This is a genomic window from Micromonospora sp. DT231, assembly GCF_049847025.1.
Classification (GTDB): domain Bacteria; phylum Actinomycetota; class Actinomycetes; order Mycobacteriales; family Micromonosporaceae; genus Micromonospora.
Genome location: NZ_JBNCNO010000010.1, coordinates 46,730 through 72,463 on the forward strand (window position 1 = coordinate 46,730; position 25,734 = coordinate 72,463).

Genomic DNA, 25,734 nt, shown 5'->3' on the forward strand with positions numbered 1-25,734 from the left:
CCACCTTTTCGCGGGTGCGGCGCTAGCGGGGGGGGGGGTACACCCGCCCCGGGGCCGCCCCCGCGCCCCGGGGCCCCCCCCCGGCCGGCGGTTCAGCTACTGCTCAGCAGTCGTAGTACATGGCGAACTCGTGCGGGGTCGGGCGCAGACGCACCGGGTCGACCTCGTTGGCGCGCTTCCAGTCCACCCAGGTGGAGATCAGGTCCGGGGTGAAGACCCCACCGTCGAGCAGGTAGTCGTGGTCGGCCTCGAGCGAGTCGAGCACGGCCGGCAGCGAGCCGGGCACCTGCTTGACGTCGCCCCACTCCTCCGGCGGGAGGTCGTAGAGGTCCTTGTCGATCGGCGTCGGCGGCTCCATCTTGCTCTTGATGCCGTCCAGGCCGGCCATCATCATGGCCGAGAAGGCCAGGTAGACGTTTGCCGACGGGTCCGGCACGCGGAACTCGACGCGCTTGGCCTTCGCGTTGCTGCCGGTCACCGGGATGCGGGTGCAGGCGGAGCGGTTGCGCTGCGAGTAGACCAGGTTGACCGGCGCCTCGTAGCCCGGCACCAGGCGACGGTACGAGTTGACAGTCGGGTTGGTGAAGGCCAGCAGCGACGGCGCGTGGTGCAGCAGACCACCGATGTACCAGCGGGCCATGTCGGACAGGCCGGCGTAGCCGGTCTCGTCGTAGAACAGCGGCTCACCGTTGAGCCAGAGGCTCTGGTGGGTGTGCATGCCGGAGCCGTTGTCACCGAAGAGCGGCTTGGGCATGAAGGTCGCGGTCTTGCCGTTGGCCCAGGCCTCGTTCTTCACGATGTACTTGAAGAGCTGAAGCTGGTCACCGGCGTGCAGCAGGGTGGAGAACCGGTAGTTGATCTCGGACTGGCCGGCGGTGCCCACCTCGTGGTGCGAGCGCTCCACGTTGAAGCCGGTGTCGACGAGGCGGCGCACGATCGAGTCACGCAGATCGGCGTAGTGGTCGACCGGCGGCACCGGGAAGTAGCCGCCCTTGTACGCGGTCTTGTAACCGAGGTTGCCGCCCTGCTCCTCGCGGCCGGTGTTCCACGCGCCCTCGACCGAGTCGATGTAGTAGAACGACTGGTGCGCAGAGGTCTCGTGGCGGATCGAGTCGAAGATGTAGAACTCCGCCTCGGCGCCGAAGTAGGCGGTGTCGGCGATGCCGCTGGCCGCCAGGTACGCCTCGGCCTTCTTCGCGACGTTGCGCGGGTCGCGGCTGTAGGCCTCGCGGGTGAACGGGTCATGGATGAAGAAGTTCAGCGCGAGAGTCTTCTGCGCGCGGAACGGGTCGATGAACGCGGTGGCGACGTCCGGGAGCAGGAGCATGTCCGACTCGTGGATCGCCTGGAAACCGCGGATCGACGAACCGTCGAACGCGAGGCCGTCGGTGAAAAGGTCGTCGTTGACGGACTCGACCGGCAGGTTGAAGTGCTGCATCACGCCGGGCAGGTCACAGAAACGAACGTCGACGAACTTCACGTCCTCGTTCTTGAGGTATCGCAGCAGTTCCTCGGGATTGGCGAACACACATCCTCCTGGCACGTCCACGGGGTGGCTAGGCTTCTGGCGACGCTAGGGCCGGGCGGTTGCCCGGCCGTGTCTCCGTTGTTTCTGCCGTGTTACGTCCCGTGCGGAGCGTCAGCGATGCTCCGGTCCACGCCTCCGGCCCGCCGCGAACGCCGTCCGACTGTGCCAGTGTAATGACATCTGATGCCTTTGGCCCGAATCGGCACACCGTGGCGGCCACACCCGGCAGGCCCTCATCCCGGCGCGGATACCCTTGACCGCTGTGACCAATCCGCACGTCCCGGCAGCGCCGGCAACCGACCCCAGCTTCACCCCGCCCAGCCTCGGCAAGCGGTTCGGGGCGCTGATCATCGACTGGCTGCTCTGTGTGCTGGTGTCCAACTTCTTCGCCGACCCGATCCGCGACAGTTGGGCGCCGGTGCTGGTGCTGGTGCTGGTGTACGGCTTCTTCCTCGGCCTGTTCGCCCAGACGCCGGGCATGTACATCACGAAGATCCGCTGCGTGAACTGGCACGACGGTGGCCGGATCGGGGTGCTCCGAGGGTTGATCCGGGGCCTGCTGCTGGCCCTCGTCGTCCCCGCGCTGATCATGGACGAGCACCGTCGTGGCCTGCACGACCGGTTCGCGAACGCGGTCATCGTCGACGCCCCCCGAGGCTGAGCCCTCGCCGCCGCGCTCCCGTCGCGCTCCCGTCGCGCCGTCGCGCTCCCGCCGCGTCGCCGCGCTCCCGCCGCGCCGTCGCGCCGCTGCGCTCGCGCCCCCGGCCTGCCGCCGCGCCGCTGCGCCCCCGTCGCGCCGTCGCGTCGTCGCGCCCCCGTCGTGTCGTCGCGCTCCCGTCGTGTCGTCGCGCTCCCGTCGCGCCGCCGCGCCACGCTCCCGCGCTCCCGCCACGCTCCCGCGCTCCCGCCACGCTCCCGCGCTCCCGCCACGCTCCCGCGCTCCCGCTGCGCTCCCGGGCTCCCGCCGCGCTCGCGGCCCGGCTGCGCTCGCGCCCCCGGCCCGCCGCCGCGCCCCCGGCCCGCCGTCCGCTGCCCCGCCCGCCGGCTTCCGCCCCGCCCGTCCGCCCCGTCCGTGCCGCGCCTGTCCGTCCGTGCCGCCCAAGATCGTGCTCGATGCAGGATGTAGTGGTATCCCCGCAGTTCGAGGCCACTACATCCAGGATCGAGCACGATCTTGACCCTGCCGGGATCGCAGGGCTCGCTTTCCGCGGCCCATGCGTCCGCATCTGGGCAAGATCGCAGCAACTTCGGGGAAGTTGCTGCCTGCGGCGCGTCTGAGGCAGCAACTTCGGGGATGTTGTGCGGGTGCGGGTGCGGGTGCGGGTGCGGGTGCGGGGTGCCGGGGCACGGACGGGAAAGAGCCGGACCCACACGGGTCCGGCTCCTTCGCGTACAGCTGGGGGGTCAGCGGCCCCGCGCCTGGCGGGACGCGCCTGGCGGCCGCATGTTCTTCGGGATCGCGCCCTTGGGCATCTGCGGACGGGCGGTGAGGGCCTTGAGCCGCTTGTCCAGCGAGTTGACGTCCTTGCCGGAGAGTGCCCGGGGCAGACGCAGCAGCGTCGTGCGGAGCTTGCGGATCGGCAGCTCGCCCTCCTGCTGCCCGATCACGTAGTCGTGCAGGGGAGCGGAGCCGATCACCTTCGACAGCCGCCGCTTTTCCTGCCCGAGCAGGCCGCGCACCCGCTGGGGGTTGCCCTCGGCCAGCAGGATCACGCCCGGCCGGCCGATCACCAGGTGGATCATGTCCATCTGGGTGGTCGAGCTGACCGCCGGGGTCACCCGCCAGTCGCCGCGCATGTTCTCCATGATCTGCGCCGCCGCACCGGGCTGCCCCTCGGCGGCGTTCATCATCGCCCTGTTGGACCGCAGGTTGAGCACGATCAGCACCGCGAGCAGGACGAACAGGATGCCGATCGGCAGCCAGATCCAGCTCCAGAGGATGACCGCGACCACGGTGAGGGCGAGCGGGATGAGCACCGCGGCGGCGACCAGCGGCGCGAACCACCGGTCCTGCTTGGCGGTGAACTGGAACACCATCCCGATCTGCTTCAGCCGTTGGCCGAACGAGACCTTCTCCTGGGGCTTTGCCATGCCGCAGAGTCTAGTGGTCGCCGCCCGCCCCGTTGATCCGCGTCCGGGTGCCGGCCGACTGAGTACCTTACGTCGCCTCGCCGGTGCGGGCCGGGCGCGTCGTCAGGCCGACGGCAGGTAGATCCGCCAGCCGTCGATCGTGACCAGGTTCAGGCTGCCCGGGGCGGTGCGCAGCCGCTCGTCGAGCGTGTGCGCCAACGGGGAGCCGGTCGGTGCGACCCAGGCGGGCGCGGTCGCGCCGTCGACCTCCCGCCGGTACGCGGGGTAACGGTCGAAGCCGGGGCGCAGCGCGTCGTCGACGACCGCGCAGACCACCTGCTCCGCCGTGGCGAAGGTGAGCCGGTTGCAGGTCCAGTAACCGGCGCGTACGTGTCGTACACCGAGCTGCCGCAGGGTCCTCACCAACTCGGTGTGCCGGGCCTCGGCGGTCCGCGTCGCGGGTGCGGTCCGCGCTGCCTGCCAGGTGGCGTGGCCGGCGGTGCCCAGGGTGGCCACGAGCAACGCCAGCGCGACCGGGCGGGCCAGCGCCGACCCGGGGCCGCGACGGTCGCCCACCGGCCGTCGCGGACCGCCACGGGCCGTCGCCCAGACCGGCCACAGCAGTGCCGGCAGGGAGACGAGCAGACAGGACAGATAGCGGGAACTCTCCACCGGGGTGAGCCCGGCGGCACTGCTCACGGTGTACGCGCCGAGGGTGCCGACCGCGGCCAGTACGAGCGCCAGCCAGACCGCCGCCGCCACCCGAGCCGGCACCTCGGCAACGCCCCCAGCGCCGCCAGCGGCAGGGACCGCGGAGTCGGTCGGGAGGGCGGGATCGGTCGGGAGGGCGGGGTCGGTCGAGAGGGCGGGCGCTCGGCGCAGGGTGTGCCAGGCGGTCGCGGCGGCGAGGGCCAGCAGCAGCGGCAGGGCGAGCGCCCACCACAGTTGCCAGGTGGCGCACCGCCCGGGACCGCAGAATCCCATGCCCAGCGCCGGGCCGAGCAGCAGGCCGCCGTGCAACCGGTCCGCCCATCCCGCGCTGGCGTTCGCACCGCTGGCAGCGAGCACCGCGTTGAGTGGGTTCCGGCCGCTCAGCAGGCTGTCCAGCAGCAGCGGGGCCGCGCCCAGCACGGCGGCGGCCCCGAACAGCGCCCCGGCCGCGCCCCACAGCTCCCGGCGGCAGAATCCGACGAGCACCGCGCCGAGCGCCACGACGTACGGCAGCACCAGCGGGTCGACCCAGACCATCAGGCCGGCCAGGAACCCCCACACCGCCCAGCGCGCCAGCCGCCACCCCGGTCGCCCGCTCGCCAGATCCACCGCGAGCACGGCCAGCGCCATCCCGGCCGCGTTCATCTCCGGATAGCCACCACCGGCGATCAGCTGGTTCTTCACCACCCGGTCGGAGCCCAACGCCAGCAGCGCCACCACCAGCAGCCCGAACCACAGGTCCCCGGTCAGGCGCAGCGTCAGGCGCCAGGCCAGCAGCAGGAACAGCACGTACAGCGCGAGCGTGGGCAACCGCAGACCGAGCAGCGACGGCCCCCCGGCCAGGGCGAACACCGGCGCGGCCAGGTACGCCTCCAGCGGGCCCATGTACTGCTGGCCGTAGAACCAGACCGGGAAGTCCTCGGCTCGGGAGATGTGCAGCGCGGCCAACCCCATGGCGGCCTCGTCGCTGTTCGTGGGCGGCGCGGCGTGACCCAGCAGCCAGAGTCGGTAACCCACCCCGACGAGCACGGCCAACCCGGTCAGCCAGCCGACCAACCCGAGACGCGGGCCCGGCCGAGGGTGCGGGGGCCCCGCGTCGCGCGGCTGCTCGCGTACGCCGACGGTCATCGCACGATCATGACATCCGGACGCCCGACGGCCGCGTGGCGGCGCGAGCGGTCGTGGCGAACCCGAGGCGGCCCGTAGGGTGAACGGCTGGCCGCGAGCGAATGGTGCGACCGAGGAGTGAACGCCGATGGGGGCGGGGCAGCCGGAAGCCGCCCCGCCCGCCAGGACCGGGTCAGCCCGCGGTGACGACCGGGACGGCGGCGCGGGCGTCGAGCGCCTGCTTGTAGAGCCGGCCCGCCCGGTACGACGAACGCACCAGCGGCCCGCTCATCACCCCGGCGAAGCCGATCTCCTCGGCCTCCTCGCGCAGCTCCACGAACTCCTCCGGCTTGACCCAGCGGGTCACCGGGTGGTGCCGGGGGGTGGGCCGCAGGTACTGCGTGATGGTGATCAGCTCGCAGCCGGCGTCGTGCAGGTCGCGCAGCGCCTGGGAGACCTCGGCCCGCTCCTCGCCCATGCCCAGGATGAGGTTGCTCTTGGTGACCAGGCCGTCGGCGCGAGCCTGCCGGATCACGTCCAGGGAACGGTCGTAGCGGAACGCCGGCCGGATGCGCTTGAAGATGCGCGGCACGGTCTCCACGTTGTGCGCCAGCACCTCGGGGCGGGAGCCGAAGACCTCGGCCAACTGCTCGGGCACGGCGTTGAAGTCCGGGATCAGCAGCTCGACGCCGCAGCCGGGCTGGAGCGCGTGGATCTGTCGGACGGTCTCGGCGTACAGCCAGGCGCCGCCGTCGGGCAGGTCGTCCCGGGCGACACCGGTGATGGTGGCGTAGCGCAGCCCCATGGCGACCACCGACTCGGCGACGCGACGCGGCTCGTCGGCGTCGAACTCGGCCGGCTTGCCGGTGTCGATCTGGCAGAAGTCGCAGCGCCGGGTGCACTGGTCACCACCGATGAGGAAGGTGGCCTCCCGGTCCTCCCAACACTCGTAGATGTTGGGGCAGCCGGCCTCCTGGCAGACGGTGTGCAGCCCCTCGCGCGAGACGAGCCCGCGCAGCTGGGTGTACTCCGGACCCATCTTGGCCTTGACCTTGATCCACGGCGGTTTACGCTCGATCGGCGTCTCGGCGTTGCGCGCCTCGATGCGCAGCAGACGCCGCCCCTCGGGGGCTGCCGTCGCGGTGCGCGCTGCCTGGCCGGTCGTCGGCGCGGAGTGCTCGATCGTCACGAAAACGAGCCTACGCCGGACGGCAGGTGTCTATGTACGCCAGGCGACCGGCGTCACGCTCCAAACGTTGTGACGCCGGACACCGGATAGTCGAAAATGAGCGTCACACGCGTGGGGATCCGGTGCTACGGTCACCGCCAACAGCGACGACGGAGCCGAGTAGCGCGCCGACCCGCCAGTGCAGAGAGCCGCCGGTGCTGAGAGGCGGTCTGGCACCGGTGCGCGAAGACCCTCCTGAGCTGCGGGAAGAACGGTTACGGGGTCACCCGTGCCCAGTAGAGCCCGCCCGGCTGGCCCCGGTCATCAGGCGACGAACGAGGCCCCCGCTCGCGCGGGGGTGAAGGTGTGGTGGCACCGCGAGGTTCCCGCTCGCCCACACCTCCCTGGGGCTGATGCCACGCATCGCTTCCCCAGGGGGCGACGGCGTGGCGATCGACCGAGGAGCAGCCCGCCATGCAACGAACCCTGTCCCACCACCTGCCCGCCCAGATCGGCACGACCGTGCGGATCGCCGGGTGGGTGCACCGCCGCCGACTGCTCAAGTCGGTGGCCTTCCTGATCGTGCGCGACGCCGCCGGCCTGGCCCAGGTGGTCGTGACCGACCCGGCCGTCCGCGCCGACCTGGAGAAACTGCCCGAGGAGACGGTCGTCGAGGTCACCGCGACGGTGACCGCGAACGACACGGCGCCCGCCGGGGTCGAGCTGACCGACCCGGAGGTACGCCCACTCGGGCCGCCCGCCGTGCCGCCACCGTTCGACCTGTACCGGCCGGCGCTCACCGCGAGCCTGCCCACCCAACTCGACAACGCGCCGACCGCGCTGCGTCACCCCACCCGGTCGGCCGCCCTGCGGATCTCGGCGGCGGCGGTCGCCGGCTTCCGGGCCGCACTCGACGCCCACGACTTCGTGGAGATCCACACCCCGAAGGTGGTCAGCTCCTCCACGGAGAGCGGGGCGAACGTGTTCGCGCTGGACTGGTTCGGCGGGCCCGCGTACCTGGCCCAGTCGCCGCAGTTCTACAAGCAGTTGATGGTCGGCGTCTTCGAACGCGTCTACGAGGTCGGGCCGGTGTTCCGGGCCGAGCCGCACGACACCGTCCGGCACCTCGCGCAGTACACGTCGCTCGACGCCGAGCTGGGCTTCGTCACCGACCACCGGGACGTGATGCGGGTCCTGCGCGACACCCTGGCCGGGATGTTGGGCACCGTGGGCGAGCGGGCCGGCGGGGCCATGGCGACGCTCGACGTCACATCACCGCAGGTGCCGGCGGAGATCCCGGCGGTGCACTTCACCGAGGCGCTGACGATCGCCGGCGCGCCCGCCGACGAGCCGGACCTCGCGCCCGCGCACGAACGGGCGCTGGGCGAGTGGGCCCGCCGCGAACACGGCTCCGACTTCCTCTTCGTCACCGGCTACCCGATGGCCAAGCGGCCGTTCTACACCCACCCGGACCCGGCGCGGCCGGCGTACTCGAACGGGTTTGACCTGCTCTTCCGTGGGCTGGAGCTGGTCACCGGCGGGCAGCGGCTGCACCGGCACGCCGACTACCTGGCGGCGTTGGCGGCCCGGGGCGAGCCGGTCGAGCCGTACGCCGGTTACCTGGACGCGTTCCGGCACGGCATGCCGCCGCACGGTGGTTTCGCCATCGGCCTGGAACGTTTCGTGGCCCGGCTTGTCGGCGCGGCAAACATCCGGGAGGTCACCGCGTTCCCGCGTGACCTGCACCGGCTGACCCCGTAGGACCCGGCGCCGGCTGCGCGCCCGGCCCCGCCGACTCGGGTCGACAGTCGGCGAGCCGATCGCGCAGCCGGGCCGCCTGCGGGCCGTTGAGGTCGAGCGCGAGCGCCGCCCGGTACGCCGTGGCGGCCTCGTCGGCCCGGCCGAGGCGGTGCAGCAGCTCGCCACGGGTGGCGTGGAACCACGGATAGCCGGCCAGCCCGCCGATCGCCGCCACCAGGGCCAGCCCGGCGGCGGGACCGTCCCGCTCGGCGACCGCCGCCGCCCGGTTCAACCGCACCACCGGGGTGTCGTGCACGGTGAGCAGCACGTCGTACCAGGAGACGACCGCGTCCCACGGGGTCCGGTCGTACGACGGGGCGAGGGCGTGGCAGGCCGCGATGGCGGCCTGGACGACGTACCGGTCGGGGTGGTCGGGGGTGCGGCGCAGGCCCCGACCGACCAGCTCGACCCCGGCGGTGATCGCGGCCCGGTCCCAGCGCGTGCGGTCCTGCTCGCTCAGCAGCAGCGGTCGACGGTCGACGCCTACCCGCGCGGCCCGCCGGGAGTCCTGCAACAGCAGCAGGGCCAGCAGGCCGAGCACTGTCGGTTCGTCAGGCATCAGCTCGACAAGCAGCCGGGCGAGCCGAAGGCCCTCGTCCGCCAGCCCGACCCGGATCAGGTCGTCGCCGACGCCGGCCGTGTAACCCTCGTTGAAGATCAGGTAGACGGTGGCGGCGACGCCTGTCAGTCGTCCCGGCAACTCCTCGGCCGACGGTATCCGGTACGGGATGCCCGCCCGGCTGATCTTCTGCTTGGCGCGGGTGAGGCGTTTCGCCATCGTCGCCTCCGGCAGCACCAGGGCGCGGGCCACCTCGGCGGTGGTCAGCCCGCCGATGGCACGCAGCGCCAGGGCCACCTGCGCGTCCAGTGACAGCGCCGGATGGCAGCAGGTGAAGACCAGCCGGAGCAGGTCGTCCCGAACCGCCTCGGGTGAGTCCGACACGGGGTCGAGCAGTGCCACGGCCTCGGCCTCCTTCCCGGCGCGGCGGGCCTCCCGGCGGATCAGGTCGACCGCCCGTCGGCGCGCCACGACCAGCAACCAGCCGCGCGGGTTGTCCGGCACGCCGTCGCGCGGCCAGGTCTGCAGGGCGCGTAGCACCGCGTCCTGTGTGGCGTCCTCGGCCAGGTCGACGCTGCCGGTGACGCGGATCAGCGTGGCGAGGATCCGGGACCGCTCGGCCCGGACCACCTGTTGCGCCGCGCTGGCAGCCCGCGCCCGCCGCGTCGCCTCGGGCGGTTGGGTCGCCGTGTCGGCGGCGGTCTCCGCGTCACCGGTCAGCATCGGGTCACAACGGGATGATGGGACGGACCTCGACCGCGCCGTTCCAGGCCGCGGGCATCTGTGCGACGGTCGCCACCGCCTCGTCCAGGTCCGCGCATTCCAGCAGGTAGAAGCCGGTCAGGGCTTCCTTGGTCTCGGCGTACGGGCCGTCGGTGGCGAGCACGTCACCGCCCTTGCCGCCGGAGACCCGCACGGTGGTCGCCGTGGCGGTCGGATAGAGCGCGCTGCCGCCCCGGATCACCGCGCGAGCGGCCGCACCGAACTCCCGGTACTCCGCCATCTCGGCAGCCTGCTCGGGGCTGCTCCAGTCGACGTCCGCGGTGTAGGTAAGTGCGATGTAGGTGGGCATGTCCGCTCCTCGCGTCCGGGCCGGGCGGTACGCGCCGACCTCAGGGCTGTCGAGCCGACGTCGGTCGCCGACTCCACCATAGGGACGATCGATCAGACGTCCCACGGGACACTCGGTGCGGAAATTCTCTAGGGCCGTGTCTTGGCGCGCCTCCCTCGGCTGTCACAGCCCCTTGAACAGGTGGGAGGTGGTGATCAGGACTGCTCGCTCGCCGGCGGGGATGACGTCGCGTCGCCGTAGGACGTCGTAGGCGGCCAACACGGTGCAACTGCTGATCTCCCAGGTGTGCCCGTGTCGGCTCGCCCGCTCGTACCAGCTTGTCGCCAGGTCTTCCCGCACCACGACGACGCTGCCCGCACTACGGGTCACCGCGGCCTGAGCCTGGACTGTCGTGCTGCCCCCGGCGATCGAGCGGAGGCTTCCGGCGCTGTCGGAGAAGCGTGCGGCGATGTCCTGGCCAGCAAGCACGGCGGACAACCTGGGAAAGGGTTCGACCAGATGAAGGCGGGGCAGGGGGCCACCCGTCAGGGCGGACCACTGGGCGAACCCGAGGTGGATGCCCCAGGCCAGATCGCCACGGCTCGACGGGATCACGACGTGGTCCACCCCGGCCGGAACGGCGGCCGCTATCTCCCAGGCGATGGCCTTGTAGCCCTCGATCCCGAAACAGCTACTTCCGATGACGATGTCGGCGACGTTGGAGACGGCCAACGTGTCGGGACGGTCGGCCGCCTCCCCGACAAACCTGATGCGTTCCTCGTCGGTGTCGAAGGTGTGCAGGTCCGCTCCGAGCCCGCGCAGCGGCTCCGCGAGCGATTCGGGCAGCCACGTGAAGCCGGCCACCACGGCCCGGAGGCCGACGGCGGCGGCGAAAGCGGCCGTGGCCAGCCCCGCGTTACCTGACGATCCGACGACGACACGCTCGTAGCCCGAGGCCTTCGCGTGGGTCACCGCCATCGCCGCGAACCGGTCCTTGTGGGATCCGGTCGGATTGGCCGCCTCGTTCTTGACGAGCACCCCGTCGAGCCAGGGCAGCGGGAACAGCGGTGTGCGTCCCTGGCCCAGATCCGGAACGACCGGGTACGGCACCAGTTGGTCCTGGCGTACCGCCTCCGCGGGGTAACGGCAGAACAGGTTCGAGCCGTGGCCCGTGGCCGCGCAGGAGGGGCACCCGAGGGAGTAGTCGCCGACCGGATGGTGGGTACCGCACCGAATGCATTCGAGGGCCGTGACCGCGGTACCGGTCGGTGGTCGTACCGCGTCGGTCATGTCACGTCCCAGGGGTGTGGGTGCGCTCGTGGTCAGACCGCGACGAGGGTGGAGAGCCGGCGCTCGACCACCGGGAGCACGTCGGCGACGGTGATCGGGCGACCCAGCTCGGCGGTGAGCGAGGTGACGCCGGCGTCGCGGATGCCGCACGGCACGATCCGGTCGAAGTACGTCAGGTCGCAGTCGCAGTTGATCGAGAAGCCGTGCAGGGTGACGCCTCGGGCCACCCGGATGCCGATGGCGGCCACCTTGCGGGCCGGCCCCCGGTCGTCCGCGGGCACCCAGACCCCGCTGCGCCCCTCGACCCGGCCGGCGGTCAGCCCGAACTCGGCGCACACGTCGATGAGCAGCTCTTCGGTGCGGCGGACGTAGGCGACCACGTCCACCGGGTCGGGCAGCCGCAGGATCGGGTAGCCGACGAGCTGCCCCGGCCCGTGCCAGGTGATCTTGCCGCCGCGATCCACGTCGACGACCGGGGTGCCGTCCGTCGGCCGGTCCCACGGCTCGGTGCGCTTGCCCGCGGTGTAGACGCTCGGGTGCTCCAGCAGCAGCACGGTGTCGCCGCGCTCGCCAGCCACCACCGACTCGTGCAGGCGTCGCTGCTCGTCCCAGGCGGCCTGGTAGTCGAGCAGGCCGGCGCGGACGGCGGTGAGGCCGGAGATCGTCGTTGTCACGGTGTCCAGCCTAATCCCGCTCCCGGCGATCGTCCCTGGTGAGCCGTCTCACCAGGGATGCGGCGCGGCGAGAACGGCCTGCCGGTCGGTGTCGCACGGTGGCCTGCCACAGCCACGGATCGTGCACCCGGGTCGGGACCACGCCCGTCGTGCCGTCGGCGACCGCGCCGGTCCCGGCCGTGGCGGCTGGCGCGCCGAGTGCCACGAGAGCCAGCGCGACACCGATCGTGGCTCCCCGCCGCAGTCGCCGGCCCGTCGTTCCCATCGGTCCATTAGACGCGACGACGGCCCGTCCCGACGTCCCGCCCGGTCGTGGCGGGGTCTACCTGTCGGTCGCTGGGATGCGCCAGAGCCAGACGTCGTCGACCCGCTGCGGCTCGCCGAACAGGGCGGTGCCGGTCCGCAGCAGCGCCTCCTCGTCGACCTCGAACTTCGCGCCGTGCACCTCGTCGGCGAGCACCACCGTCTCGATCCGCCAGTGCCGCAGGTCCGACCGCACCTCCCGGATGGTCCCGTCGGTGACGATCGGCACCAACCCGGTCCGGCCGGCCTGGTCCATCAACGCGCTCAGGGTGCGCGGGACCGGGCCGATCCGGCCGCGCCCGTCCGGCCCGCCGGGGCCGAGGAAGAAGCCGCCGGGGATCTCGAACTCGCCCTGCCGGTGCGACAACGCGTACGCCTGCCAGCGCTGGCCGTCCGGGTAGATGTCCACGGTCAACGGCACCGGCGTGAGCACGCCGTCCGGTGAGACGTAGTCCCGCCAGGTGCCGGAGGTGATGAAACGGGGGATGGGCTCCCGCTCGTCGGTCAGCAGTGGGGTGGGCAGCAGCGGCACCAGGGCCACCGCGAACCCGATCAGCCAGGCCGACTCCGTGGAGCGGTGCCGGGGCGGCGCGGCGCGCAGGTGGTCGACGGCGTACGCCAGCAGCAACCCGATCACCGGCGCGACCACGAGCGCCAGCCGGGCCGGCAGCGCGGCATTCACCACCGGCAGTTGTCCGAGCAGGTCGAACGGCATGGGCAGGTCGGTGCGGTGCCCGTCGACCTTGGCGATCGGGCCGAAGGAGAGCACCGAGAAGATCAGCGCGAGGACGCCCAGCGCCCAGAGGGTGGCCCGGCGGCTCGGGTCGGCCCACCGCCAGAGCGCGACGAAGCAGACGACGGTGAGCACCAGCAGCGGGATGCCGAAGAACGAGTTCTCCTCGGTCGGGTTCGGCGCCAGCGAGGTGCCCAGGCCCGCTTCGCCGGCCAGCGAGCGGCGCGGGAACGCGGCGAACGCGGCGATGTCCTCGGAGTGGATCGCCGGGTCGAAGCCGGTGCCGTGGAACCGTTGCGGCCCGGCGAAGTGCAACCACAAGGGGTACGACAGCAGCACGCCGGCCACCACGGCGGTCACCCCGAGCCCGCGCAGGAAGGTGGGCAGCGCGGCGCGCGCCTCGGCCCGGTTCGCCGGGTGCAGCGCCCAGATGGCGACGAACACCCCGAGCGCCAGCGCCGTGAAGAAGAGCCCCTCGGCGGCGATCGAGAACGCCACCGCGACGAGCACGCCGAGGATCACCCCGTCGCGCAGCCAGTGCCCCGCCCGGCGCAGCGCGAAGAGCCGCCAGATCAGCAGAGGCACCAGCCAGCCGGCCGTCCAGTTCAGGTGGGCGTTGGCGTGCGAGACCATGCCGGGGGAGTAGGCGATGAACAGGCCGCCGACCCCGGCGGCCAGCCGACTGCGGACCAGGTGCCGGGAGAGCAACCAGTACCAGACCAGCGCCGTGGCGGCCAGGTTGAGGGTGAGGATCACCAGGAAGGTGGCCGGCGGCCCGATCAGGTACGTGAGCGGCGCGAAGACCACCGCGTACACGGTGATCGAGGTGTTCACCGCGAGGTTCACGCCGTCCGGGACGTTGATCAGGTACGTGAAGAGCGGGTTGTCGCCGTGGGTGACCGCGTGCCCGCCGAAGGCCAGCAGCCACTCGAAGAGCGCCTGGTCGCTGGAGTTGACGGTGATGGTGCGGACGTTCGGGTCCCGCCACAGCCCACTTGTCACCCAGACGGCGAGCGCGAACGCCACCAGCACGACGATCAGGTCGGCCCGGCGGTCCCGGACGACGCGCGGCGGTGACGCGGGTGCGGGCCCGGTGGCCAGCGACGGGGAGGACGGCACGCAGCGGACGTTACCAACCGGACCTGGACAGGCCGGTCAGACCTGCAAGGAGGGGACCGTTGTTGTCGCGTGGGGTTGGGGAGGACTCGCCTCGACGGTCCGGCGTACACCTCGGCGGCCGTGAATGTGTGAGCGCGCCCCATGTCTTGGCGGCGACACATCGTCGTAACGTCACGGCAATTCGACCGTGACCCAGTTCACAGTCCGCCCCTTCCAGGAGGCCGCCGTGCGCCGCTCCTCGTCCATCCTCACCCGGCTGATCGGCGTGGGCGCCGGGCTCGTCCTCGCCGCAGCCGGCGTGGTCGCCATCGCCGCACCCGCCCAGGCCGCGACCCTCACCCAGGTCACCGGGTTCGGCTCCAACCCGGGCAACCTCGCCATGTACGCCTACCGGCCGGACAACCTGCCGGCCAACTCCCCGGCCGTGGTGCTGCTGCACGGCTGCACCCAGACCGCCGCCGGCTACTTCGCAGGCTCCGGCTGGCAGAAGTACGCCGACCAGTGGAAGTTCTCCCTGATCGTCGCCCAGCAGCCGTCCGGCAACAACGCCAACTCCTGCTTCAACTTCTTCGAGGCCGGCGACACGGCCCGGGGTCAGGGTGAGGCGCTGTCCATCAAGCAGATGGTCGACCACGCCAAGGCGAACTACGGGGTGGACGGCTCCCGGGTCTTCGTCAGCGGGCTGTCCGCCGGCGGGGCGATGAGCGCGGTCATGCTCGCCGCGTACCCGGACGTCTTCTCCGCCGGGTCGATCATCGCGGGCATCCCGTATCGCTGCGCCACCAGCATGGTCAACGCCTTCAGCTGCATGAATCCGGGCGCGGACAAGACCCCGGCCGCCTGGGGCGACCTGGTGCGGGGCGCGTACTCCGGCTACACCGGCCCGCGGCCCCGCGTGGCCATCTGGCACGGCACCTCGGACCCGACGGTCGTCCCGCTCAACGGCACCGAGTCCCGCGACCAGTGGACGAACGTGCGCGGCCTCTCGCAGACTCCGACCAGCTCCTCGTCGCTGCCCGCCAACACGAGCCTGGAGGTGTACGGCAACGACGAGGTACGGCTCTACCGCGTCTCCGGCATGGGCCACGGCACTCCGGTCGACCCGGGTTCCGGAGCAGACCAGTGCGGCACCGCCGGGGCGTACCTCCTCGACACCATCTGCTCGACGTACCGCGACGCGCTCTTCTTCGGCCTGAACGGCGGCACCACCCCCACCCCCACCCCGACGCCCACGACCACCCCGACCCCGAGCCCGACCCCGACCCCGACGGTCACGCCCACCCCGACTCCGACGCCCACCACGCCCCCCACCTGCGTGACGGCCAGCAACTACGCCCACGTGGCAGCCGGCCGGGCGTACCAGTCCGGTGGCTACGCCTACGCGAACGGCTCCAACCAGCGCATGGGCCTCTACAACACCTTCTACACCAGCACCCTCAAGCAGACCGCCCCCGCCCACTGGGTAATCGGCTGCTAAACCCCCCACCCCGCCCGCCCCACCCACCCCCACCCCCGTCGCTACCCCCTGTTGATCATGAGGTTATTGCCACGACACGCCGATGGGAGTGGCAATAACCTCATGATCAACGCGGTGGGGGTGGGGGCGGGCAGGGCGGGGTGGGGGTGGGGGTGGGGGTGGGGGTGGGGGTGGGGGTTTAGGGGTTCAGGGCTTTTTGGAGGGCTTGGGGGAGGGTGGGGTGTTGGTACGTGAAGGCTGCGCGGGTCAGCACGCCGGGGAGGACTCTGGTGCTGGTCAGGGCCTCGTGGGCGAAGCCGCCCAGCACCACCTTGAGCGCCAGTGCGGGGATCGGGACGATGGCCGGGCGGTGCAGTTGTCGGGCCAGCTCGCGGGTGAACTCGGCGTTCGTCACCGGGTTCGGGCCCACCACGTTGACCGGGCCGGCGATCTCGTCGTGGTCCAACAGGAAGAGGGTCGCGTCCAGCCAGTCGGGCAACGAGATCCAGGGCAGCCACTGCCGGCCGCTGCCCAGCCGGCCGGCGATGCCGAGCTTGAACGGCAGTAGCTGCGGCTTGAGCAGCCCCCCGTGGCGGTCCAGCGGCAGGCCGATGCGCAGCCGGATGACGCGTACCCCGGCGTCCTCGGCCGGTCGGGTCGCGGCCTCCCACACCCGGCAGACGTCGGCCAGGAAGCCCTCGCCGGCCGGCGCGTCCTCCTCGACGGCCCGGTCGCCGGTGTTGCCGTACCAGCCCACGGCCGAGGAGTTGAGCAACGCCCGGGGCCGGTCGGCGGCGGGAAGCCCGGCGATCGTGGTCGCGAGCGTGGTGGTGCTGTCCACCCGGCTGGTTCGGATCAACCGCCGGTAGTCGTCGTCCCAGCGCTTGTCGCCGACGCCCGCGCCGGCCAGGTTGACCACCGCGTCCGCCCCGGCGACCACGGCCGGGTCGAGCTGTGCGGCGGCCGGGTCCCATTGCCGCTCCTGCGGGTCGCGCGGCGGCCGACGGACCAGTCGGGTGATCTGGTGCCCGTCCGCCGTGAGCCGGTCGGCCAGCCGGGTGCCGAGGAAGCCGGACGCGCCGGCCAGAAGGATGCGCATACCCCCATCTTCGTCCAGAACGCCGCCGGCGGATGCCTGGGGCGCGGCCGCGGGGCGTTTCGGCGAAGAAATCCGCGCCGGGATCGGTGCGGCGCGCAAAGCGCAGGTCAACGGGCGTCCCAGGCGCCGAAAAAGGCCGTCGGGCGCATTCGGGAGTCAGCGCGTTTCCGCAGGTCAGAGCAAACGTGAATGCAATGTTCGCGATTGCTTTCGGCACCGGCCTGACCGACCATGAGCCAATCCGAGAGCGCCCCCGTTTGGCGGGGTTGGCTCGCCGTGCCCGCCGACGGGCGACCCCGAGGAGGAATCATGCCGATCCTGGTGACCGGAGCGACCGGGACCGTCGGCGGCAGCCTGGTCCGGCAACTGGTGGCCGCCGGACACGACGTACGCGCGTTGACCCGCGATCCCACGTCACCGGCGGCTGTCGCGCTGCCCGGCGGGGTGGAGGTGGTGGCGGGCGACTTCGCGAAGCCTCACACGCTGGGTCCGGCGTTGCGCGGCGTGACGCGCATGCACCTGGTCGCGATGGACGGGTACGGCCCGCTGGCCACCGGGGCGGAGATCCTGGAGTTGGCCCGACAGGCAGGCGTCCGCCGGGTCACCCATCTCGGCCACAACGACCCGAGCCGGGCCGACGACGACCCGATCGAGGCGCCCCACCGGCCCCTGCACCGGGCCGTCGAGAACTCGGGCCTGGAGTGGACGCACGTCTTCCCGGGCGAGTTCATGGCGAACACCCGCGACTGGGCGGCAGGCATCCGCACCGAGGGGGTGGTGCGGGCGCCATTCGGGGACTGGAACAGCGCACTTGTCCACGAGGCGGACATCGCCGCGGTCATCATGGCCGCCCTGACCGAGGACGGCCACGCCGGCCGCGTCTACCAGCCGACCGGGCCGGAGCCGGTCCGCCGCCGGGACGCGGTCTCGATGATCGGTGCGGCGATCGGCCGTCCGGTGCGCTTCGACGAGCTGACCCCGGAGCAGGCCCGCGAGCACTGGAGGGACCACTACCCGACCGACGTGATCGAGTGGTTCCTGGAGATGGGGCGCCATCTCGACGGCAACGCCTGGGTCGCCCCGGACGTCGAGCAGGTGACCGGCCGCCCCGGGCGCACGTTTCGACAGTGGGCCGCCGAGCACGCGGACGACTTCCGCTGACGGCGCCCGGGGCGCGGACCGGCCCGGTGGTCAGGCCGCGTGGGCCGGTCGCAGGTCCGCGAGCAGGCGCTCCACCTCGGCGTACGCCTCGGCGCCCAGCGGGCCGAGGGCAAGGGTGGCCAGGTTCTCCTCGGCCTGGGCGACCGTGCGCAGGCCGGGGATCGGGACGGTACGAGGGCTCCGCGCCAGCAGCCAGCCGAGCGCGCCCTGCGCGAGGGTCCGCCCGTCGGCGGTCAGCGCCGCCCGGACCTGCTCCACCCGGGCCGCCCAGCGTGGCGTCGGCCGGCCGTCGGTGAACCACTCCAGCCACTCCGGCGCCCGTCCGCGTACGTCGTCCGCCCCGACCGCCCGGGTCGACCCGGTGAGCAGCCCCATCGCCAGCGGCCCACGGTTGAGGCTGGCCAGGTCGTGGCTGTCGCAGACCGCCAGCACCGCCGGGTTGTCGCGCAGCACCGACTCGTCGTGCTGGATGGCGGCGCAGTGCGGACCGGCGGCGGCGAACGCCTCCGCCGAGGTGGGGTTGTCGGTGCTCCAGCCGTACGCCCGGATCTTGCCCTGGTCGACGAGGCCCTCCAGGGTGTCGACCAGGTCGAGCGCGGCGGGCGCCGGCAGCTCGTTGATGTGCAGTTGGTACAGGTCGACGTGGTCGGTGCCGAGGCGGCGCAGCGAGTCGTCCAGGCTGCGGACCGCGTACGCCGGGCTGGCGTCGGTGCCGAGCCACCGCCGGGTGCCCTCGTCGCTGACGTTGCCGAACTTGGTGGCGATCACCGCGCTGTCCCGCCGGCCGGCCAGGGCTCGGCCGAGGATCCGCTCGCTGTGCCCGGCGCCGTAGTTGCTGGCCGTGTCGAACAGGGTCACGCCGAGGTCGAGCGCCCGGTGGATGGTGCGGATCGACTCGTCGTCGTCGACCTCGCCCCAGCCGAACGGCTGTCCGTCGTCGCCCCAGAGCGGCCCGCCGATCGCCCAGCACCCCATCCCGATGGCGCTCACCGTGATGCCGCTGCGTCCCAGCGTCCGTGTCGTCGTCATGGTGACAAGCCTCCAACCTGGAGCGCACTCCAGGTCAAGCACTACGATCTGGCGACATGAGCGGTTACGCCCCCTCGGAGGCCGCCCGCCGCAGCGGCTTCAGCCTGGACACCCTGCGGTACTACGAGAAGATCGGCCTCCTCGCCGACGTGGAGCGGACGGCGGGCGGGCAGCGGGTCTTCACCGACGACGACCTCGGCTGGTTGGTGCTGTTCCGCTGCCTGCGCGACACCGGGATGCCGATCGCGCAGATGCGCCGCTACGCGCAGTTGGCCCGCGAGGGGGAGCACACCGCCGACGAGCGTCGCGCGCTGCTGCACCACCACGCGGTGCGGGTGGAGGAGCAGATGCGCCTGCTCCAGCGCCAGTACGACCACCTCCGGGAGAAGATCCGCTTCTACGAGCGGCTGCCCGCCCCGGCGCCGCAGGAGTGACCGGCGGCTGGGCGGGGCCCCGCGCCTCCCATGCCCACGGCGGCCTTCGAGCCGGGTGCACCGCGACGCTGCCCCGGATCCGGTACCGGTGTCACGGGGTGGTCGGCTCGTCGGTCTCCCGGACGTCGTGCCAGCGGGCGCGCCAGGCGGCCTCGTGGGCCTCGTGGCTGGTGCGCTCCTCGAAGACGGCGGCCCGTAGCGCGTGCCGGGAGCCCGACATCACCAGCACCTCGACGGCCACCAGCCCCACGCAGATCACTGTCGCGAGGGTGAGCGCCCCCAGCGCCGGCAGGTGCTGCCCGACCGGCAGAGCGGCCGTCAGCACCACGATGACGCCGATCCGGGTCCAGGTGACGGTGTGCAGGGTGCGCAACTGGAACAGCATGTTGACGGCGAAGTAGCAGACCAACCCGCCGAACAACATCGGTACGGCCGGGCCCTCGACCCGCTCGGCGATCCCACCGGCCGGATCGGTGATCTTGTGCAGGACCTCCTCGTTGCCGATCGAGAAGAGGATGACCCCGGCGATCATCGGCAGGTAGAGGTACGCGTACGCGTCGCGGGCCATGGCCACCCGGGGGCCACCCTCCGCCGCGTGCAGGGCGATGCGGGCAGCCGGCCCGATGAAGTCGAAGTGCGCCCACCAGAGGGCGGCCGTGATCACGATGCCGAGCGCCGCCGCCGTCACCGCCGGCCAGGTCACCGGCTTGCCGAGCAGATTGCCGCCCACCCCGGTGGAGATGATGGACTCGCCCAGCGCGATGATCAGAATGAGGTCGTAACGCTCCGTCCAGTGCTCGGCGCTTGTCACCCCCCAGCCCCAGGTGCCGACGATGAAGCCGGTGGCGTACTGCACCACCACCACGGCGATCCACAGTCCGTCGCGGACGAGTGCGGCCCGGTTCGGGTCGGTGATCTGCGGCGGGATCAACGCGGCGGCCAGCAGCAGCACGATGCTCACCGCCAGCTCCGGGGCGAAGCGGCGAAGCTGGCGCCGCTCCTGCGGGCTGTCCCGCACCACGTGCTGGTAGAGGATCATGTGGACGGCCCGGACCACGACGTAGCTGACGGCCACCAGCATCGGGCCGCCGGCGCCCCCCTTCGGGTCGCTGAACGCCTGCGGCAGCGCCAGCGCGAACGCGAACAGGGCCACCATGGCGATCACCATGAGCACCGGTACGTAGCCCTCGCCGAGCCGGACCCGGGTGGCGACCAGGCTGTGCACCACCCAGATCCACCAGAGCACGGCGAGCACCAACCCGGCGTGCAGCAACTGGCGGCCGGAGATGTTTGCGGCGGTCGCCCTGGTGATGATGAAGAACGAGAAGACGAAGACCAGGTCGAAGAAGACCTCGAACTTGTCCACCCGGGCACCGGGGGCGATCGGGACGGCAGGACCCAGTTGCCCACCCCGCCGGTAGCTGCCCACGGTCCCACTCTGGCAGCGTCCGGGCTGGTCGAAGGCCCGAACGGCAATGGCGGTGCGGTCCGGCGTTACCTCCGGCCGGCTGTGGGAAAACGCCTGGACCGGCCTCCGTACGGTCCGGAGCGCCGTCTGTTGGCGCGCCGGCCGAATCCTGGCCGGCCACGGCCTCCGGCAGACGGGCTGGTCGGTCCGACCCGCCCTGGACAAGGATGGATCATGACGACGAAGAACCCGATCACCACGTCATTCGCCCATACCTCCACGGCCATGGACGTGATCCGGGGCGTGGACCTCAACCGCCGGCGGGCGATCGTCACCGGCGGTTCGTCCGGCATCGGCGTGGAGACCGCCCGTGCCCTGGCCAGCGCCGGCGCGGAGGTCACCCTCGCCGTCCGCAACCCGGACGCCGGCCAGCGGGCCGCCGACGACATCACCGGCACGACGGGCAACGACCGGGTCATGGTCGCGCCGCTCGACCTCGCCGACCAGGGATCCGTCGCCGACTTCGTCGCCAACTGGGACGGCCCGCTGCACATCCTGGTCAACAACGCCGGCATCATGGCCGCGCCTCTGAGCCGAACCCCGCAGGGCTGGGAGATGCAGTTCGCCACCAACCACCTCGGGCACTTCGCGCTCGCCACCGGGCTACGCCCGGCGCTCGCCGCCGACGGCGGGGCCCGGATCGTCTCGGTCAGCTCCGCCGCCCACCTGCGCTCACCTGTGGTCTTCGAGGACATCCAGTACGACAAGCGGGAGTACGAGCCGTGGCAGGCGTACGGGCAGTCCAAGACGGCAAACGTGCTCTTCGCCGTGGAGGCGTCCCGGCTCTGGGCCGACGACGGCATCACGGCCAACTCGCTGATGCCCGGCGCGATCCAGACAAACCTCCAGCGCTACGTCAGCGAGGAGGAGCTGAACCGGATCCGCGCGGGCAACGCGGCAGCCTGGAAGAGCGTCGAGCAGGGCGCCGCCACCTCGGTGCTCGTCGCCGCGTCGCCGCTGCTCGACGGGGTGGGCGGGCGCTACTTCGAGGACTGTCAGGAGGCCGCCCCCGCCACGCCCGGCGGGCGGACGGGCGTCGCGGACTACGCGCTGGACCCGGAGGCCGCCGAGCGGCTCTGGAAGGTCTCGACGGCGCTGCTCAAGGACTGAGCGACGAAAAGGCGCCCCGGTCGACGACCGGGGCGCCTTTTACGCGTTGCGCAGGATCAGGACAGGCCCAGCTCCGGCTCGAAGTTGCCGGCCTCCAGCCGCTCCTTGATCGCGCTCAGGAAGCGGGCGGCGTCGGCGCCGTCGATCAGCCGGTGGTCGTACGACATGGCCAGGTAGACCATCGACCGGACCGCGACGACCTCGCCCAGGTCCGGGTCGTTGACCACGACCGGCCGCTTGACCACGGCACCCGTGCCGAGCATCGCCGACTGCGGCTTCGGCACGATCGGGGTGTCGAAGAGCGCGCCCCGGCTGCCCGTGTTGGTGAGCGTGAACGTCGCCCCGGCGATCTCGTCCGGGCTGATCTTGTTGGTCCGGGTGCGCTCGGCCAGGTCGGCGACCCGCTTGGCGATGCCACCGAGGTTGAGGTCACCGGCGTTGTGGATGACCGGCACCACGAGGCCCCGCTCGGTGTCCACCGCGATGCCGAGGTGCTCCGCCGCCGGGTAGGTGATCGTGCCGCCGTCCAGGTCCAGCTGGGCGTTGACGATCGGGTACGTCTGCAGCGCCTCGACGGCGGCGAGAGCGAAGAACGGCAGGAAGGACAGCTTGACGCCGTGCCGCTGCACGAACGAGTCCTTCGCCTGCGCCCGCAGCTTGGCGACCCGGGTGACGTCCACCTCGACCACTGTGGTGAGCTGCGCCATCTCGTGCAGCGACTCCTGCATCCGCTTGGCGATCGCCTTGCGGATCCGGGGGAGCTTCTCGGTGGTGCCCCGCTTGCCGCTCGGCTGCGGCTTCGCGGCCGGCTTGGCAGGTGCGGCCGACGGTGCGGCCGCCGGCTGTGCGGCGGCGGGAGCGGCCTTGGCGGCCTTCGCCTTCTCGGCGGCCTCCAGCACGTCCTGCTTGCGGATCCGGCCACCCACGCCGGTGCCGTTGAGCGAGGACAGGTCGACGCCGTGCTCACCTGCCAGCTTGCGGACCAGCGGGGTCACGTAGCCGGCGGCCTCCTCGCCGGTGCCCGGCGCCGGGGCGGACGGGCGCGACGGCGTCGAGGTCGGTCCGGCGGGCTGGGCGGCCTGCTCGGTCTTCGCCGGCTGGGCCGAGCTCTCGGTCTCCGCGGCCGGCTCGTTGTACGACATGCCCGGCGTCGGCTCCTCGACCTTCGGCTCCGGCTTCGGCTCGGCCTTCGGCGCCGGCGTGGCCTCCGCCTTCGGCTCGGGCTTCGGCTCGGGCTGCGCCTGCGCGGGGGCGCCGCCGGCAGCGCCGATGATCGCCAGGTCGGCGCCGACCGCGGCGGTCTCGTCCTCGGCGACCTTGATCTCCAGCACGGTGCCGGCGACCGGCGACGGGATCTCGGTGTCGACCTTGTCGGTGGAGACCTCCAGCAGCGGCTCGTCCACCTCGATGGTCTCGCCGACCTGCTTGAGCCAGCGGGTGACCGTACCCTCGGTGACGCTCTCACCCAGGGCCGGCATCTTCACCGCGGTGCCCTCGCCCGAGGAGGCGGCGGCCGGAGCCGGCGCCTCGTCCTGGGCCACCTCGTCGGCGGTGCCCTCGGCGGCGGCCGTCGGCTCGGTGACCGGCTCGACCGACTCGGCCGGAGCCTGCTCCTGCGGGGCGGCCTCGCCACCGCCGGTCGACTCGCCCTCGCCGGCGATGACGGCCAGCTCGCTGCCGACCTCGGCGGTCTCGTCCTCGCCGACCACGATGCGGCTCAGCACGCCCGCCGCGGGCGACGGGATCTCGGTGTCGACCTTGTCGGTCGAGACCTCGAGCAGGGGCTCGTCGACCTCGACCGTGTCGCCCTCCTGCTTGAGCCAGCGAGTGACGGTGCCCTCGGTGACGCTCTCGCCGAGCCGGGGCATGGTGACCGATACCGGCATTTTCTGAGACTCCTTCATTCCCCTGGTGGGATCTTCGCCCGTCGCCGGACGCCGCGGTTGTGGATGATCAGGCGTGCGCGTGCAGCGGCTTGCCGGCGAGGGCCAGGTGCGCCTCGCCCAGGGCCTCGTTCTGGGTCGGGTGGGCGTGCACGAGCTGGGCGACCTCGGCCGGGTAGGCCTCCCAGTTGTAAATGAGCTGCGCCTCACCGATCAGCTCACCCACCCGGGCGCCGATCATGTGTACGCCGACCACGGGGCCGTCCTCCACCCGGACCAGCTTCACGAAGCCGGTGGTCTTGAGGATCTGGCTCTTGCCGTTGCCACCCAGGTTGTAGTTGTACGTCTTGACCTTGTCCGCGCCGTACTGCTCCTTGGCCTTGGCCTCGGTGAGACCCACCGACGCCAGCTCCGGGTCGCAGTAGGTGACCCGCGGGATGCCGACCTCGTCGATGACGGCCGGGGTCTGCCCGGCGATCTCCTCGGCGACGAAGATGCCCTGCTGGAAGCCGCGGTGCGCGAGCTGGAGGCCGGGCACGATGTCGCCGACCGCGTAGACGTTCGGCACGCTCGTGCGCAGCCGCTCGTCGGTCAGCACGTAGCCGCGGTCCATGGTGACGCCCTGCTCCTCGTACCCGAGGTTGGCGGTGTTCGGGCCGCGACCGACGGCGACAAGCAGCAGCTCGGCCTCCACGGTCTCGCCACCGGAGATGGTCAGCTTGACGCCGTTCTCGGTCTTCTCGACCTTCTCGAACGGCTTGCCGACCTTGAAGTTGATCTTCCGCTTGCGGAACGCCCGCTCCAGCGCCTTCGACGACTCCTCGTCCTCGGCGGCGACCAGCCGGGGCAGCGCCTCGACGATCGTCACGTCCACGCCGAAGGACTTCCACACGCTGGCGAACTCGACGCCGATCACGCCGCCACCGAGCACGATCACCGACGACGGCACCCGGTCCATCGTGAGCGCGTGGTCGCTGGTGATGATCCGCTCGCCGTCGACATCCAGGCCGGGCAGGCTCTTGGCGTACGAGCCGGAGGCCAGGACGATGTTGCGGCCGGTGTAGCGCTTGCCGTCGACCTCGACGACGTTCTTGCCGACCAGCTTGCCGTGACCCTCGATGATGGTGATCGCCTTGTTGCTCTTCAACATGCCCTGCAGGCCCTTGTACAGGCGGGAGATCACACCGTCCTTGTACGAGTTGACCCCGGCCATGTCGATGCCGATCAGCTCGGCCTTCACGCCGAACTGCTCCGACTCGCGGGCCTGGTCGGCGATCTCGGCGGCGTGCAGCAGCGCCTTGGTCGGGATGCAGCCGTTGTGCAGGCAGGTGCCCCCGAGCTTGCCCTTCTCGACCAGCGCGACCGTCAGGCCCAGCTGGACGGCGCGCAGCGCGGTCGCGTAGCCGCCGCTGCCCGCTCCGAGAATGACAATGTCGAAGGTCGCTTCGTTCGGCTCGCTCACGTCCAACTCCCAGGTCGCGTCGCTGCAATGGGGGGTCACAGGGGTGTAGCACAGACACACCCCACCTCGGTCATCTTGTCACCACTGGGCACAGGGTGCGTACTGAGGTGCCCAACGACACGTCATCGACACGTACCCTTGGCACCGTTGTCGATGACGCACCCTGGGGGAGAGAACCGGTGGGGTTGTTCCGGCGCCGCAAACAGGCGGCCGTGCCGAGCCGTGACCGTGTCGCCGACCGTGGCGACCTGGACCATCTGGAGACCTTCATCCGCAGCCGGAGGGGCGTCGAGGCGTTCATCGAACCCCGGACGACGGTGACCCAGACCACCGTCATCCTGATCGCTGACGACGGGGAGTGGACCCGGCGGCGCATCGACGGCCCGGACGGCGCGCGGCGCTTCGCGTACCGGATGGGCATCCCGGTGTACGACGTCCGGCTGATGGGCTACCCGCAGCGGATGCGCGACTTCAACGAGCGGCGTAAACGCCGCCCCGAGCGGTACTGAGACGTGCGGA

General features: G+C 71.9%; 21 protein-coding genes. 7 read left to right on the plus strand and 14 right to left on the minus strand.

The annotated features are described in order from the left end of the window. Positions 1-103 precede the first annotated feature (103 nt). The gene (glnA, locus tag ACPXBU_RS23875) at positions 104-1,528 is read right to left on the minus strand and encodes a type I glutamate--ammonia ligase (RefSeq protein WP_393363692.1); all 1,425 of its coding nucleotides are present in this window, start codon (positions 1,526-1,528) and stop codon (positions 104-106) included. A gap of 253 nt (positions 1,529-1,781) precedes the next feature. On the opposite strand from glnA, the gene ACPXBU_RS23880 reads away from it, so the two are divergent. Then, on the plus strand, positions 1,782-2,189 hold the full coding sequence (locus tag ACPXBU_RS23880; RefSeq protein ID WP_425759750.1) for an RDD family protein: 408 nt from the start codon (positions 1,782-1,784) through the stop codon (positions 2,187-2,189). A gap of 743 nt (positions 2,190-2,932) precedes the next feature. On the opposite strand, the gene ACPXBU_RS23885 is transcribed toward ACPXBU_RS23880, so the two are convergent. From ACPXBU_RS23885 to lipA, 3 genes are all read right to left on the minus strand, one after another. Continuing rightward, positions 2,933-3,619, minus strand: coding sequence for a DUF4191 domain-containing protein (locus ACPXBU_RS23885; RefSeq protein ID WP_425759751.1), 687 nt, complete (start codon positions 3,617-3,619; stop codon positions 2,933-2,935). Positions 3,620-3,721: 102 nt separating this feature from the next. Next, positions 3,722-5,437: a hypothetical protein gene (locus ACPXBU_RS23890; RefSeq protein WP_425759752.1), complete on the minus strand. Its 1,716-nt coding sequence runs from the start codon at positions 5,435-5,437 to the stop codon at positions 3,722-3,724. Positions 5,438-5,609: 172 nt separating this feature from the next. Next, positions 5,610-6,605, minus strand: coding sequence for a lipoyl synthase (gene lipA, locus ACPXBU_RS23895; RefSeq protein WP_393363674.1), 996 nt, complete (start codon positions 6,603-6,605; stop codon positions 5,610-5,612). A 453-nt stretch (positions 6,606-7,058) separates the two neighbouring features. Between lipA and aspS the strand changes: the two genes are divergently transcribed. Continuing rightward, positions 7,059-8,345: an aspartate--tRNA(Asn) ligase gene (aspS, locus tag ACPXBU_RS23900; RefSeq protein WP_425759753.1), complete on the plus strand. Its 1,287-nt coding sequence runs from the start codon at positions 7,059-7,061 to the stop codon at positions 8,343-8,345. On the opposite strand, the gene ACPXBU_RS23905 is transcribed toward aspS, so the two are convergent. From ACPXBU_RS23905 to ACPXBU_RS23925, 5 genes are all read right to left on the minus strand, one after another. Next, entirely contained in the window at positions 8,305-9,666 is a 1,362-nt protein-coding gene (locus tag ACPXBU_RS23905) for an RNA polymerase sigma factor (protein ID WP_425759754.1), read from the minus strand. The genes aspS and ACPXBU_RS23905 overlap by 41 nt on opposite strands. A gap of 4 nt (positions 9,667-9,670) precedes the next feature. Continuing rightward, on the minus strand, positions 9,671-10,015 hold the full coding sequence (locus ACPXBU_RS23910; RefSeq protein WP_425759755.1) for a YciI family protein: 345 nt from the start codon (positions 10,013-10,015) through the stop codon (positions 9,671-9,673). A 162-nt stretch (positions 10,016-10,177) separates the two neighbouring features. Beyond that, positions 10,178-11,284, minus strand: a complete 1,107-nt coding sequence (locus tag ACPXBU_RS23915) for a threonine synthase (protein ID WP_425759756.1) — start codon at positions 11,282-11,284, stop codon at positions 10,178-10,180. A gap of 32 nt (positions 11,285-11,316) precedes the next feature. Then, the gene (gene lipB, locus ACPXBU_RS23920; RefSeq protein ID WP_425759757.1) at positions 11,317-11,958 is read right to left on the minus strand and encodes a lipoyl(octanoyl) transferase LipB; all 642 of its coding nucleotides are present in this window, start codon (positions 11,956-11,958) and stop codon (positions 11,317-11,319) included. 322 nt (positions 11,959-12,280) lie between these two features. Continuing rightward, positions 12,281-14,113, minus strand: a complete 1,833-nt coding sequence (locus tag ACPXBU_RS23925; RefSeq protein ID WP_425759758.1) for a DUF2079 domain-containing protein — start codon at positions 14,111-14,113, stop codon at positions 12,281-12,283. Positions 14,114-14,339: 226 nt separating this feature from the next. Here ACPXBU_RS23925 and ACPXBU_RS23930 point away from each other — a divergent pair, with 226 nt between their 5' ends. Next, positions 14,340-15,590, plus strand: a complete 1,251-nt coding sequence (locus tag ACPXBU_RS23930; RefSeq protein WP_425759860.1) for an extracellular catalytic domain type 1 short-chain-length polyhydroxyalkanoate depolymerase — start codon at positions 14,340-14,342, stop codon at positions 15,588-15,590. Positions 15,591-15,768: 178 nt separating this feature from the next. On the opposite strand, the gene ACPXBU_RS23935 is transcribed toward ACPXBU_RS23930, so the two are convergent. Continuing rightward, positions 15,769-16,668 (minus strand): TIGR01777 family oxidoreductase, encoded by a 900-nt coding sequence (locus tag ACPXBU_RS23935; protein WP_393363652.1) that lies wholly within the window; start codon positions 16,666-16,668, stop codon positions 15,769-15,771. Between the two features lie 309 nt (positions 16,669-16,977). On the opposite strand from ACPXBU_RS23935, the gene ACPXBU_RS23940 reads away from it, so the two are divergent. After that, positions 16,978-17,829 carry an NAD(P)H-binding protein gene (locus ACPXBU_RS23940; protein WP_425759759.1) on the plus strand — a complete coding sequence of 284 codons (852 nt, stop codon included), beginning with the start codon at positions 16,978-16,980 and terminating at the stop codon, positions 17,827-17,829. Between the two features lie 30 nt (positions 17,830-17,859). Here the strand turns inward: ACPXBU_RS23940 and ACPXBU_RS23945 are convergent, their stop codons facing one another. Next, positions 17,860-18,858 (minus strand): aldo/keto reductase, encoded by a 999-nt coding sequence (locus ACPXBU_RS23945; RefSeq protein ID WP_393363647.1) that lies wholly within the window; start codon positions 18,856-18,858, stop codon positions 17,860-17,862. A gap of 56 nt (positions 18,859-18,914) precedes the next feature. Here ACPXBU_RS23945 and ACPXBU_RS23950 point away from each other — a divergent pair, with 56 nt between their 5' ends. Beyond that, on the plus strand, positions 18,915-19,292 hold the full coding sequence (locus tag ACPXBU_RS23950) for a MerR family transcriptional regulator (protein ID WP_393363644.1): 378 nt from the start codon (positions 18,915-18,917) through the stop codon (positions 19,290-19,292). Between the two features lie 91 nt (positions 19,293-19,383). Here ACPXBU_RS23950 and ACPXBU_RS23955 read toward each other — a convergent pair whose 3' ends face one another. After that, positions 19,384-20,721, minus strand: a complete 1,338-nt coding sequence (locus ACPXBU_RS23955; protein ID WP_393363642.1) for a low temperature requirement protein A — start codon at positions 20,719-20,721, stop codon at positions 19,384-19,386. A 213-nt stretch (positions 20,722-20,934) separates the two neighbouring features. Here ACPXBU_RS23955 and ACPXBU_RS23960 point away from each other — a divergent pair, with 213 nt between their 5' ends. Continuing rightward, complete coding sequence (locus ACPXBU_RS23960; RefSeq protein ID WP_425759761.1) at positions 20,935-21,870, plus strand: SDR family NAD(P)-dependent oxidoreductase; 936 nt, start codon at positions 20,935-20,937, stop codon at positions 21,868-21,870. A 56-nt stretch (positions 21,871-21,926) separates the two neighbouring features. Here ACPXBU_RS23960 and sucB read toward each other — a convergent pair whose 3' ends face one another. Continuing rightward, positions 21,927-23,756, minus strand: coding sequence for a 2-oxoglutarate dehydrogenase, E2 component, dihydrolipoamide succinyltransferase (gene sucB, locus ACPXBU_RS23965; protein ID WP_425759763.1), 1,830 nt, complete (start codon positions 23,754-23,756; stop codon positions 21,927-21,929). A gap of 67 nt (positions 23,757-23,823) precedes the next feature. Beyond that, positions 23,824-25,254, minus strand: a complete 1,431-nt coding sequence (gene lpdA / locus ACPXBU_RS23970) for a dihydrolipoyl dehydrogenase (protein WP_425759764.1) — start codon at positions 25,252-25,254, stop codon at positions 23,824-23,826. A gap of 140 nt (positions 25,255-25,394) precedes the next feature. Here lpdA and ACPXBU_RS23975 point away from each other — a divergent pair, with 140 nt between their 5' ends. Continuing rightward, a complete protein-coding gene (locus ACPXBU_RS23975; RefSeq protein WP_393363631.1) occupies positions 25,395-25,724 on the plus strand; it encodes a hypothetical protein in 330 nt (109 codons plus the stop codon). The last annotated feature ends 10 nt before the right edge of the window (positions 25,725-25,734 follow it).

Coding starts and splice junctions, on each gene's coding strand:
- ACPXBU_RS23885 (WP_425759751.1), bottom strand. CDS start 3,619: ATGGCAAAGCCCCAGGAGAAGGTCTCGTTCGGCCAACGGCTGAAGCAG.
- ACPXBU_RS23890 (WP_425759752.1), bottom strand. CDS start 5,437: ATGACCGTCGGCGTACGCGAGCAGCCGCGCGACGCGGGGCCCCCGCAC.
- aspS (WP_425759753.1), top strand. CDS start 7,059: ATGCAACGAACCCTGTCCCACCACCTGCCCGCCCAGATCGGCACGACC.
- ACPXBU_RS23905 (WP_425759754.1), bottom strand. CDS start 9,666: ATGCTGACCGGTGACGCGGAGACCGCCGCCGACACGGCGACCCAACCG.
- ACPXBU_RS23910 (WP_425759755.1), bottom strand. CDS start 10,015: ATGCCCACCTACATCGCACTTACCTACACCGCGGACGTCGACTGGAGC.
- ACPXBU_RS23915 (WP_425759756.1), bottom strand. CDS start 11,284: ATGACCGACGCGGTACGACCACCGACCGGTACCGCGGTCACGGCCCTC.
- ACPXBU_RS23935 (WP_393363652.1), bottom strand. CDS start 16,668: ATGCGCATCCTTCTGGCCGGCGCGTCCGGCTTCCTCGGCACCCGGCTG.
- ACPXBU_RS23940 (WP_425759759.1), top strand. CDS start 16,978: ATGCCGATCCTGGTGACCGGAGCGACCGGGACCGTCGGCGGCAGCCTG.
- ACPXBU_RS23945 (WP_393363647.1), bottom strand. CDS start 18,858: ATGACGACGACACGGACGCTGGGACGCAGCGGCATCACGGTGAGCGCC.
- ACPXBU_RS23950 (WP_393363644.1), top strand. CDS start 18,915: ATGAGCGGTTACGCCCCCTCGGAGGCCGCCCGCCGCAGCGGCTTCAGC.
- ACPXBU_RS23960 (WP_425759761.1), top strand. CDS start 20,935: ATGACGACGAAGAACCCGATCACCACGTCATTCGCCCATACCTCCACG.
- sucB (WP_425759763.1), bottom strand. CDS start 23,756: ATGCCGGTATCGGTCACCATGCCCCGGCTCGGCGAGAGCGTCACCGAG.